This window comes from Streptomyces sp. NPDC051684 (assembly GCF_044453445.1).
In the GTDB taxonomy this organism is placed as follows: domain Bacteria; phylum Actinomycetota; class Actinomycetes; order Streptomycetales; family Streptomycetaceae; genus Streptomyces.
Map to the genome: position 1 here is coordinate 37,553 of NZ_JBITCS010000020.1, position 9,532 is coordinate 47,084.

Genomic DNA, 9,532 nt, shown 5'->3' on the forward strand with positions numbered 1-9,532 from the left:
GCCCCGTCGGGCGTGCTCACGTCAAAGTGGATCTTTCCTGGCGAGGAACGATCCGTGAGCGTTGGCCGCCACCGAAAACCACAGGTGAACAGCCAGGAGGTGGCCCTTCGGTGAGGGGCCACCTCCCGGAAATCAGTGCGTCACAACGCCGTGGCGTCGGGCCCGATCCTGCTGCGGACCGCGGTCTGCACCTCGTCCTCCTCGGCCGGGTCGGCGGCGAGGCGGCGCAGTTGGTCGACGACGCGGGCGTCACCCGTCTCGGCGTGCCGCGCGGCGACCTCGCGCGTGCTCTCCTCGCAGTCCCACAGGCACTCGACGGCGAATCCGGCGGCGAAGGAGGGATCGGTGGCGGCGAGCGCGCGGGCGGCGCGGCCGCGCAGGTGGGAGGAGGCCGTCTCGCGGTAGATGTGCCGGAGCACGGGGGCGGCGCAGCCGATGCCGAGCCGTCCGGCGCCGTCGACGAGCGGCCAGAGGGTGGGGGCGTCGGGGCCGTCGCCGCGTACCGCCTCCCGCAGGGAGGCGAGGACGAGTTCGTTGTCCTGTGCGCCGCCCCTGCAGGCGAGCATGCGGCCCGCGGCGGCGCCGAGCGCGTCGGGCCGGGGGGCCCACTGGCGGGCCCGCTGCACGACGGCGGCGCTGCGCATCCGCTCGAAGGCGTCGAGGGCGGCGTCCACGACGGCGCGGGACGGCGCCTCCACGGCCGCCTCGATGAGATCGAGCACAGCCGGGTCGTGCATGTCGGCGAGGTAGCGAAGGGCGGTGCAGCGGGCCCCGTCGGTCCCGTCCTGCGCGGCCCGCACGATCTCGGCGTGGTCCTCGGGGCCCGCCACGGCGGTCAGACAGCGGGCGGCGGGCACGTACAGGACGGCGCCCCGCTCGAAGCCCTCCTGCGCCCAGTCGAAGACGGCCTGCACGCTCCACTCGGGGCGCGGGCCCGCCGGCCGCATCTGGCGCTGCCAGCGGTCGAAGGATCCGGCTTCCTGCGCGGCACGCACACGTGCCCCCACATGAGGGCGCGGATCCTCGGCCCACAGCCGCCAGGGCCGCGGTTCGAAGGCGTCGCGCACGACGGCGGCGAGCTCGGCCTCGGCGTCCGCGGGGAAGCGGGCGAGGACCGGCTCGGCCAGGGCACGCAGGCCCGCGTCGTCGTCGCGCAGGGCCAGCTCGTCGAGCGCCCAGGCCCAATTGCCGCCGACGGCGGCGTACCTGCGCAGCAGCTCCAGGGCGTCCTGCCTGCCGTAGGAGGCGAGGTGGCCGAGGACCGCGAGCGCCAGACCCGTACGTGACTCCTCGGGGTCGAGGAGGTCGTCGGGGTCGAAGAGATGACCCTCGATCTCGTCGAGCTCGCCGTGCAGGTCGACGTAGAGCCGGGCGTAGTACAGCGAGCGGTTCTCCACCTGCCAGTCGTGGCGGGGGTCGCTCAGCACACAGTGATTGATGGCCGCGAGCGCTTCGGCGCGCGGCGCCGTCAGCGCGTGCAGCGTGCCGTCGCCGCGGCCCCGCTGCAGCAGGCCGAGCAGCGTACCGCTGGGCGCTATGACCGGTTCGAACATGGGAAACAGCCTCACATCAAGCGTCGACGCAACCGGGATGCTCACCTACCTGGCCACGCGACAACACGTCGGAGCGCCCGCCGTCTCATGCTTGCTGCTACCCATTTCTCTGCCTCTCGTCCAAGGCCCGGAACCGGGCCGTTCACGGCCCGCTCTGCACGTGGGCACCACCTGCCCCGGCCTCGCGTCCGTAAATCACGCCGTCATCATGACCCAGCGGCGGAGCGCACCGCGACCACATTTCCCGTACCCCCGTTTTGCCTGGTCAGAGCCAGTGTGTCAGGAGGTGCCGAAGAGGTCGACGAGCTCCGTCTTGCCGAACATCCGAGCCGTGTCGACCGCCGAAGGGGTCCCCGCGGCCGGGTCTGCGCCACCGGCGAGCAGCGCGCCGATCACATCGTCGGCGCCCTTGAAGACGGCGCCCGCGAGCGGCGTCTGGCCCTTGTCGTTGGCGCGGTTGGCGTCGGCGCCGCGCTCCAGGAGGGCGGCCACCGCCTCGGCGTGCCCGTGGTAGGCGGCGAGCATGACGAGCGTGTCGCCCCGGTCGTTCGTGAGGTTCGCCGGCACCCCGGCGTCCACGTAGCCCACAAGGGCCTCCGTCTCGCCGCGTCGCGCGAGGTCGAAGATCTTGGTGGCCAGCTCCACGACCTCCGGGTCGGGGGCTTCGCTCATCGGGCGGACCGCCTTTCTCATACGTGCCGGTACGGCCGTGCAGCCGTACGAGTGAATCGACAGGGTACTGCCCGGTCGGGCACATGGCCCGACCTCACCGAGGCAAAGATCACGGAGAGTGCGGACGACCGTCCGGCAGCACGCTCGAGCGGCTCAGCAACGACTCGCGAACGGGTGAAAGCTACGAATTTCCACCCATTTGCACCTTTTGTCGTATAGATACATGCTGTGAGCCTGGAAGAACTCATGGTGACTGTCCCCATCAACCAGGAGAACCCTCATGATCCTGTCCATCTCGGGCGTCGTGCTGCTCGGCATCATCGTCTTCTTGTTCTTCCGCAAGGACGGCCTGAAGGCATCGCACGCACTGGTCTGCGCCCTCTTCGGCTTCTACTTGGCGGGCACGGCCATCGCCCCGAGCATCAAGGCGGGCGGCCAGAGCCTCGCCAGCCTGCTCGGCGGGATCAAGTTCTGACGGACCACTCACCCGCACACACCATCAGGAGAACGACGTGGCCAGGCGCCCACTCCCCCGCATTCTGAGCAACGGCAGCGCCACGATCGCCCGGAGCCGGGACATGGCTCGGACGGCCGCCGACGGTGCCACCGACGTACTCCACCCCCTCATCACGGTCAGCCGTGGACTGCGCCGCCTGGCCGCTGCCGGGCGGCACAAGTGGGCGGACACCCCCAAGGAGCGGCGCGGACCGCTGCTGTTCCTGGTGGCCGCCGTCGTCCTGGTCGTGGTGTTCATTCCGTACGGTCCGCTGCTGGCGCTCATCACCCTGATGGCGGCGGCCGGATGGAAGGGGCGCGATCCGAAGCCGCCGGAGCAGACCGGCCCCGACGATTCGCAGGTACAGCGCCTCTCGTCCCTCTACGAGGCGCTCGTACCGTACTTCTCCGTCGCCGACGACCCGAGCCCGCTGTACGCGCACGGGGGCGACTGGGAGAAGGCCTTCGAGACGTTCGACTTCGACGGCGACAGCCGGGTCGACCGGATCGACATCCGCTACCCCGCCTACTTCACGGACGGGGAGGCGGCGTCGCGGGCCCGTATCGAGCAGCTGCTGCACGCCAAGCTCGGCCGGGGCCGCGAGTACCACTTCGCGTGGGACGAGGAGGGCAACCACCTGACGGTGAACGTGCTCGACCCGCTGCCCACGGACATCGCCGCCCAGCCCTTCGTGACCTCGCCCGGTGAGACCGTGCTCGGCTTCACCGACGGGACCGGCGTCCAGCGCACGCTGCCCGTGCTGGCGGGCGAGGAGGAGCGGGACGTGCCGCCCGTCGTGTGGCGCACCGGCGTCCGCTCCACCGAGCCGCACCTGCTGGTCGCGGGGCAGCCGGGCAGCGGCACGACGTCCTTCCTGCGCTCCGTCGCGCTGCAGGCCCTGCGGCACGGCGACGTGCTGATCATCGAGGGCGGCGGGACGGGCGACTACGCGTGCCTGGTCGGCCGCTCCGGTGTGCTCGCCGTGGAATGCGGGCTCGCCGGCGCGCTGACCAGCCTCGAATGGGCCGCGCACGAGACGGAGCGACGGCTGATCGCCGCGAACCGGGCGCGTCAGGCCGGGCACCCCACCCCGGACGACATCAAGCGCCCGCTGTGGATCCTTCTCGACCGTCCCAGCGCCCTCGGCCACCTCGCCGCGGCGGACGGCCGCAAGGACCCGCAGACGCTGCTCCAGGTGCCGCTGCGGCACGGTCGCGCGGCCGGCGTGACCGTCGTCGTGGCCGAGCAGTTCGACAGCCTGGACGCCCTGATCGACCCGGTCCGGCAGCACACCCGCGCGCGCGTGGTGCTCGGCCCCGCCTCTCCGGAGGAGTTGCGGGACGTGCTCGGCACCGTGCCGCAGACGACGCCCACCGCCGACACCCCGGCGGGGCGCGGCTACGCGCGTCTGGGCAACGGGCCGGTGCACCGCCTCCAGGTCCCGGCCACCCCGGACCCGTACGACGACGCGACGAGCGAGGCCCACCGGCAGGCGGTAACGGCGCTCCTGCCGGAGCGCAGCACGCCGGCGGACGCGGCCGTGGAGCACGTCCCGGACGAGGCGTTCTCGGACGAGGCCGAGGCGCTGGCCGAGCGCTGAACACCGTCCGCCGCGCGTGGCGGACGGTCCGCTACGCGATCAGGGTGCGCGGCACGTCCCCGCCCGCGCCCTGACCGTCCCTGACCAGCTGGGCCGCCGCCGCGAGGCGCGTCGCCGCCTCGTCGGCGACGGCGCCGCCCACGGTGAACGGCAGCCGGACGTACCCCTCGAAGGCCCCGTCGACGCCGAAGCGGGGGCCGGAGGGGACGCGCACCCCGACCCGCTCCCCCAACTCGGCGAGGCGCGATCCGGACAGGCCACCGGCCTTCACCCACAGGGTGAGGCCACCGCTCGGCACGTCGAACTCCCAGTCGGGCAGCTCCCGTCGTACGGCGGCCACCAGCGCGTCGCGGTTCTCGCGCGCCTGCCCGCGCCGCAGCGCGACGGCCTCCTCCCAACCCCCGGTGTTCAGCAGCCAGTTCACGGCCAGCTGCTCCAGGACCGGGGTGCCGAGGTCCGCGTACGCGCGCGCGGCGACCAGGCTGCGGATGACGTCGGGCGCGGCCCGCACCCAGCCGATCCGCATGCCCGCCCAGAACGCCTTGCTGGCCGAGCCGACCGTGATGACCGTGGAGCCCGCGGGGTCGAAGGCGCAGACCCGGCGCGGCATCGGGGTGTCGGCGTCGAGGTGCAGCTCGGTCATCGTCTCGTCGACCACCAGGACGGTGCCCGCCGCGCGCGCGGAGTCGACCAGCGAGCGGCGCTGCTCCTCGTCGGCGAGCGCGCCCGTCGGATTGTGGAAATCGGCGACTACGTAGGCGAGCCGCGGCGCCGCCTCGCGCAGCACCTGCCGCCAGCGGTCGAGGTCCCACCCCTGAAGCCCGTCGGCCATGGCGACGGGTACGAGCCGCAGGCCCGCCTCGCGCATCAGTTGAAGGATGTTGGCGTACGAGGGCGATTCCACCGCCACGCGTTCGCCGCGGCCCGCGAAGAGGTGACAGATCGCGTCGATGGCGCCCATCGCGCCGGTCGTGACCATGATCTGTTCGGGCATGGTCGGGATGCCGTGCGCGGTGTACCGCTCGGCGATCATCGTGCGCAGCGCGGGCAGCCCCGCCGGGTAGTCGCCGTGCGTGTGGGCGTACGGCGGCAGCTCCTCCAAGGCGCCCTGGACGGCGCGGGTCAGCCACGGTTCGGGGGCGGGCAGGGCCGCCGTGCCGAGGTCGATCATGGAGCCGAGGGCCTCGGGCGGCAGCGGTTCCAGGCCGCGCGCGGGCAGCGGGTTCCCTGCGGGCACGGCGGTCCAGCTGCCCGCTCCCCTGCGGGACTCCAGGAAGCCCTCGCCGCGCAGCGCCTCATAGGCGGCCGCGACCGTGGTGCGGCTCACCGAGAGGGCCTGGGCCAGTTCGCGCTCGGCAGGAAGCCGCGTGGCCACCGGGACGCGGCCCTCCAGGACCAGGAGGCGGATGCCGTCGGCGAGCGCGCGGTAGGCGGGCGGGCGGCGGGTGCCGGGGCCCGCGGGGCGCGGCTGCTGCGAGGTGAGCAGCCGGGCGAGCTGGGTCGAGCCGATCGCCGAAGTCCACTGGGCCATGCGAGCCAGTCCACCTTCCTCGAATTGGCCATGGTTGACATCCGATTCCACGCCACAGAGTGTCATGCGTCAGGCCACTGCCACCACAGAGGGGCTCACCTTGTCCGCGTCACCGTCCGTTCCGTCGCCCGGCGGCCCGCTCGTCCGCCGCCTCGTACAGCTCTACGCAGGTCTCGCGCTGTACGGCGCCAGTTCGGCGCTCCTCGTGGAGGCGGGGCTCGGCCTGGAGCCGTGGGGCGTGCTGCACCAGGGGCTCGCCGAGCTGACGGGCATTTCCATAGGCGTCGTGTCGATCATCGTGGGCGCGATCGTGCTGCTCGTGTGGATCCCGCTGCGCCAGCGGCCGGGTCTCGGCACCGTCTCGAACGTCTTCGTGGTGGGCTTCGCCATCGACGGCACGCTCGCGGTCGTCCCGGATGCGCACTCCTTCGGAGTGCGCATTCCTCTGATGCTGGCCGGGATCGTCCTCAACGGCGTCGCGACCGGCCTCTACATCGCGGCGAAGTTCGGCCCGGGACCGCGCGACGGCCTGATGACCGGGCTGCACCAGCGCACCGGGCGTTCGATCCGCCTGATGCGCACGGTCATCGAGATCACCGTGGTGGCGAGCGGCTTCCTGCTGGGCGGCACGATCGGCGTCGGCACGGTCCTGTACGCCCTGGCGATCGGCCCGCTGGCGCAGTTCTTCCTGCGCTTCTTCGCCGTCCCCGCGTCGCCCACCGGTTCCACGGTGGTCGCCGCGGGCACATGGCGGCGGGCCATACTGCGACGGTGACCTCGCGCGTACGCCATCCCTACCTCGACCATCCGGGGCCGCTCGCCCTCGCCCACCGGGGCGGGGCGGCGGACGGCCTGGAGAACACCGTCGCCGCCTTCCGCCGCGCCGCGGACCTCGGCTACCGCTACATCGAGACCGATGTGCACGCGACGTCCGACGGACGCCTCGTCGCCTTCCACGACACCACGCTCGACCGGGTCACGGACGGCAGCGGCCGGATCGCCGACCTCCCGTGGTCGACGGTGCGCCACGCGCGCGTGGCGGGCACCGAACCGGTGCCGCTCTTCGAGGAGCTGCTGGCGGCATTCCCGGACGTGCGCTGGAACGTGGACGTCAAGGCGGAGCCCGCGCTCGTACCGCTCCTCGACCTGCTGCGCCGCACGCGCGCGTGGGACCGCGTCTGCGTCGGCTCCTTCTCCGAGCAGCGCGTCGCCCGCGCCCAGGCGCTCGCGGGGCCCCGCCTCGCCACGTCGTACGGCACCCGGGGCGTGCTGGGCCTGCGCCTGCGCTCGTACGGGGTTCCGGCCGCACTGCGCCGCTCCGCGCTCTGCGCCCAGGTGCCGGTGACGCACGGACGGGTCCGGGTGGTCGACCACCGCTTCGTGCAAGCCGCCCACGCGCGCGGGCTGCAGGTCCACGTGTGGACCGTGAACGACGAGAAGGAGATGCGGCGGCTTCTCGACCTCGGGGTCGATGGCATAGTTTCCGATCACATCGAGACGCTGCGGGACGTCCTCAAGGACCGGGGGACGTGGGTCTGACCGCCACCCCGCGGCGCCGTGGGGCGGGGACGGCAAGGGGACACGGGTGGGCACCGAGATCGCGCGGGAGACGGCGCCGGGGGCGTCGACCCCCGCCGAGCGCAAACGCGAGCAGCGCGGCTGGTACTTCTACGACTGGGCATGCTCGGTCTATTCGACCAGCGTCCTGACGGTGTTCCTGGGGCCGTATCTGACCTCGGTCGCGAAGACGGCCGCGGACCCGGGCGGCTTCGTGCACCCCTTGGGCATCCCGGTCCGCGCGGGCTCGTTCTTCGCGTACTCGGTCTCCCTCTCGGTGATCGTGTCGATCTTCGTGATGCCCCTCGCGGGCGCGGCGGCGGACCGGACGGGCCGCAAGAAGCCCTTGCTCGCCCTGTGCGCCTACACCGGCGCGGCGGCGACCGCCGGGATGTTCTTCCTGGACGGCGACCGCTATCTCCTGGGCGGCCTGCTCCTCGTCGTCGCGAACTCCTCGCTCGCCGTCTCGATGGTGCTCTACAACTCGTACCTGCCGCAGATCGCGCCCCCGGAGGAGCGCGACGCGGTCTCCTCGCGCGGCTGGGCCTTCGGCTACGCCTCGGGCGCCCTCGTCCTCCTGGCGAACCTGGTGCTGTACACGGCCCACGACACCTTTGGTGTCTCCGAGTCGACGGCGGTACGCATCTGCCTGGCGTCGGCGGGCCTGTGGTGGGGCGCGTTCACCGTGGTCCCGCTACGCCGCCTGCGCGACCGGCGCACAGAGCCCGCGCCGGGTGGTACGGCCTCCGGCCCGCGGCAGCTCCTTGCCACGGTCAAGGACATGCGCCGCCACCCGCTGACGCTCTCCTTCCTCCTGGCCTACCTCGTCTACAACGACGGAGTGCAGACGGTGATCTCGCAGGCCTCCATCTACGGTTCCGAGGAGCTCGGGCTCGGCCAGTCGACGCTCATCGTGGCGGTGCTGCTCGTACAGCTCCTGGCAGTGGCCGGGGCGCTCGCGATGGGCCGCCTCGCGCGCGCGTACGGCGCCAAGCGCACGATCCTCGGCTCTCTTGTGGCGTGGACGGTGACGATCGGGGCCGGCTACTTCCTGCCCGCCGGGGCGCCCGCGTGGTTCTTCGCGCTCGCCGCCGGCATCGGGCTCGTCCTGGGCGGCACACAGGCGCTGTCCCGCTCACTGTTCTCGCACCTGGTACCTACCGGCAAGGAGGCCGAGTACTTCTCCGCGTACGAGATGAGCGACCGCGGGATGAGCTGGGTGGGGCCTCTGGTGTTCGGGCTCGCGTACCAGCTGACCGGGAGTTATCGCGACGCGATCGTGTCTCTTGTGGCCTTCTTCGTGATCGGTTTTGTCCTGCTCGCGAGAGTTCCGGTCCACAGGGCGGTGCGCGACGCGGGCAATTCCGTACCGGCCCGGATTTAGCACCTGAAGGCAAATCCCGGTAGTGTACGCGGTTGGCCTGCCAGGCGTACCGTTACTGCACGTCTAGATCGCGAAACGCTGGGTGACATCCTGCGTGAGATGTGACAAACCGGTCACCGGTGGGTACAACAAGGGGCGGCTACGACGGCGACGCATGACCCGGGATCCGGGAATCTTTACCGCCGACCGGACGTTGACCGGATGACGACGACAGCGACACCTGTCCTGTGGGCGACAAGCCCGGGAGGCACGATTCATGAGTGAGCGAGCTCTTCGCGGCACACGCCTCGTAGTGACCAGCTACGAGACGGACCGCGGCATCGACCTGGCTCCGCGCCAGGCCGTGGAGTACGCATGCGAGAAGGGACATCGTTTTGAGATGCCCTTCTCGGTGGAGGCCGAAATTCCGCCGGAGTGGGAGTGCAAGGTCTGCGGGGCCCAGGCACTTCTCGTGGACGGTGACGGCCCTGAGGAGAAGAAGGGCAAGCCGGCTCGTACGCATTGGGACATGCTGATGGAGCGGCGCACCCGTGAGGAGCTCGAAGAGGTCCTCGAGGAGCGCCTGGCGGTTCTGCGTTCGGGCGCGATGAACATCGCGGTGCACCCGCGGGACAACAGCGGCCGCAAGTCGGCCTGAGTCCCAGAAACACACCGCACAAACGGCCGGGGGGGGGCCCCCCCCCGGGGGGCGGGCCCGGCGGGGGGGGGGGGGGGGGGCGGGGGCGGCGGGGGGGGGGGC

General features: G+C 72.1%; 9 protein-coding genes. 6 read left to right on the forward strand and 3 right to left on the reverse strand.

The features are described from left to right. Positions 1–140: 140 nt before the first annotated feature. Both ACIA8D_RS23910 and ACIA8D_RS23915 read right to left on the reverse strand, forming a co-directional pair. Positions 141–1,553 (reverse strand): HEAT repeat domain-containing protein, encoded by a 1,413-nt coding sequence (locus ACIA8D_RS23910; protein ID WP_399235240.1) that lies wholly within the window; start codon positions 1,551–1,553, stop codon positions 141–143. A gap of 279 nt (positions 1,554–1,832) precedes the next feature. Continuing rightward, complete coding sequence (locus tag ACIA8D_RS23915) at positions 1,833–2,225, reverse strand: ankyrin repeat domain-containing protein (protein WP_399235241.1); 393 nt, start codon at positions 2,223–2,225, stop codon at positions 1,833–1,835. Positions 2,226–2,505: 280 nt separating this feature from the next. On the opposite strand from ACIA8D_RS23915, the gene ACIA8D_RS23920 reads away from it, so the two are divergent. Together ACIA8D_RS23920 and ACIA8D_RS23925 are read left to right on the forward strand one after the other, a co-directional pair. Further along, complete coding sequence (locus ACIA8D_RS23920) at positions 2,506–2,700, forward strand: hypothetical protein (protein WP_266598445.1); 195 nt, start codon at positions 2,506–2,508, stop codon at positions 2,698–2,700. Between the two features lie 37 nt (positions 2,701–2,737). After that, positions 2,738–4,321, forward strand: a complete 1,584-nt coding sequence (locus ACIA8D_RS23925; RefSeq protein WP_399235243.1) for a hypothetical protein — start codon at positions 2,738–2,740, stop codon at positions 4,319–4,321. A 31-nt stretch (positions 4,322–4,352) separates the two neighbouring features. Here the strand turns inward: ACIA8D_RS23925 and ACIA8D_RS23930 are convergent, their stop codons facing one another. Continuing rightward, a complete protein-coding gene (locus ACIA8D_RS23930; RefSeq protein ID WP_399235245.1) occupies positions 4,353–5,852 on the reverse strand; it encodes a PLP-dependent aminotransferase family protein in 1,500 nt (499 codons plus the stop codon). 64 nt (positions 5,853–5,916) lie between these two features. Between ACIA8D_RS23930 and ACIA8D_RS23935 the strand changes: the two genes are divergently transcribed. The 4 genes from ACIA8D_RS23935 to ACIA8D_RS23950 all read left to right on the forward strand — a co-directional run bounded on the left by ACIA8D_RS23935 (position 5,917) and on the right by ACIA8D_RS23950 (position 9,430). Beyond that, complete coding sequence (locus ACIA8D_RS23935) at positions 5,917–6,627, forward strand: YitT family protein (protein ID WP_399235246.1); 711 nt, start codon at positions 5,917–5,919, stop codon at positions 6,625–6,627. Beyond that, complete coding sequence (locus ACIA8D_RS23940) at positions 6,624–7,391, forward strand: glycerophosphodiester phosphodiesterase (protein ID WP_399235248.1); 768 nt, start codon at positions 6,624–6,626, stop codon at positions 7,389–7,391. Before ACIA8D_RS23935 ends, ACIA8D_RS23940 begins: the two co-directional genes overlap by 4 nt. A 46-nt stretch (positions 7,392–7,437) precedes the next feature. Beyond that, complete coding sequence (locus ACIA8D_RS23945) at positions 7,438–8,793, forward strand: MFS transporter (RefSeq protein ID WP_399235250.1); 1,356 nt, start codon at positions 7,438–7,440, stop codon at positions 8,791–8,793. Positions 8,794–9,049: 256 nt separating this feature from the next. Further along, positions 9,050–9,430 (forward strand): RNA polymerase-binding protein RbpA, encoded by a 381-nt coding sequence (locus ACIA8D_RS23950; RefSeq protein WP_266721963.1) that lies wholly within the window; start codon positions 9,050–9,052, stop codon positions 9,428–9,430. The last annotated feature ends 102 nt before the right edge of the window (positions 9,431–9,532 follow it).

Coding starts and splice junctions, on each gene's coding strand:
- ACIA8D_RS23920 (WP_266598445.1), top strand. CDS start 2,506: ATGATCCTGTCCATCTCGGGCGTCGTGCTGCTCGGCATCATCGTCTTC.
- ACIA8D_RS23935 (WP_399235246.1), top strand. CDS start 5,917: ATGCGTCAGGCCACTGCCACCACAGAGGGGCTCACCTTGTCCGCGTCA.
- ACIA8D_RS23915 (WP_399235241.1), bottom strand. CDS start 2,225: ATGAGCGAAGCCCCCGACCCGGAGGTCGTGGAGCTGGCCACCAAGATC.
- ACIA8D_RS23910 (WP_399235240.1), bottom strand. CDS start 1,553: ATGTTCGAACCGGTCATAGCGCCCAGCGGTACGCTGCTCGGCCTGCTG.
- ACIA8D_RS23930 (WP_399235245.1), bottom strand. CDS start 5,852: ATGGCCCAGTGGACTTCGGCGATCGGCTCGACCCAGCTCGCCCGGCTG.
- ACIA8D_RS23950 (WP_266721963.1), top strand. CDS start 9,050: ATGAGTGAGCGAGCTCTTCGCGGCACACGCCTCGTAGTGACCAGCTAC.